This is a genomic window from Kineococcus indalonis (assembly GCF_009906395.1).
GTDB classification, from domain to species: Bacteria; Actinomycetota; Actinomycetes; order Actinomycetales; family Kineococcaceae; genus Kineococcus; species Kineococcus indalonis.
The window spans coordinates 1-866 of sequence record NZ_JAAALM010000904.1; the positions used below are offsets into that span (position 1 = coordinate 1).

Below are 866 nucleotides of genomic sequence, written 5' to 3' on the forward strand. Positions count from 1 at the left end.
GCCCGCCGTCACCCGCACTCGTCCCCCCTGCTCGTCCCCGCCTCCGCGGCTCGCCGTCGGTGCAACGCGCGAGGGTCCCGCAGCGCTCCCGCGCCGCCGCCCCGGAGCCCGAGGACCACCCGGGGGCCGCGCGGGGTCACCGGGCGCGACCGCGCCGACACCGCTCCGCGACCCCGGCGCTCCCCCCGCGCGACCCGCCCGCGACCCCGCGGCGGGACGTCGCACGACGGCAGGGACGAGTTGCGCCGTTGGGGTGTTTGAAGGGCGCGGATGGTGGGAAACTGTCCGGCACGGTCGCTGGAGCCCGTCAGCGGCCATGAGCACACGGAGGTCGACGTGCCTGCACTGCCGCACCGCAAGACCGAGGTCGACGTCGACGTGTCGCTGCGCCTACGCACCACCAGCGGCCCCGGGCTCCCCGTCCCCGCCAGCCTGCACTACGGGGCCGACGACCCCTTCGCCATCCACGCGGTCTTCCGCGGGGGTGACGCGGACGTGGAGTGGGTGTTCGCCCGCGACCTGCTGAGGGAGGGGCTCACCGCACCCGCCGGCGACGGCGACGTGCAGGTGCGCCCGTGCACCGACTCCCCCGACGGTCGCCCGCGGGTGCTGCTGCGCCTGTCCTCCCCGGACGGCAACGCGGAGCTGGAGGCCGACGAGGCGGACGTCCGGCGCTTCCTGCGCCGCGCCGAGGCGCTGGTGCCCCCGGGCCGCGAGGCGCGTCACCTGGACCTGGACGACCTGATCGCCCGGTTGACCGCCTGAGCAGCAGCGACAGCACGACGCTCAGGGAGGGCCCGCACCCGGCACCGACGCCGGGTGCGGGCCCTCCCGCGTCGGCGGGTCCCGGGCGGGAGGGCCCGCAC

Annotated in this window: 1 protein-coding gene; it reads left to right on the forward strand. The window is 77.7% G+C overall.

Annotated elements, in window-relative coordinates:
• The first annotated feature begins 336 nt into the window (after positions 1-336).
• On the forward strand, positions 337-765 hold the full coding sequence (locus GTR00_RS21860) for an SsgA family sporulation/cell division regulator (RefSeq protein WP_205706404.1): 429 nt from the start codon (positions 337-339) through the stop codon (positions 763-765).
• Positions 766-866: the final 101 nt, after the last annotated feature.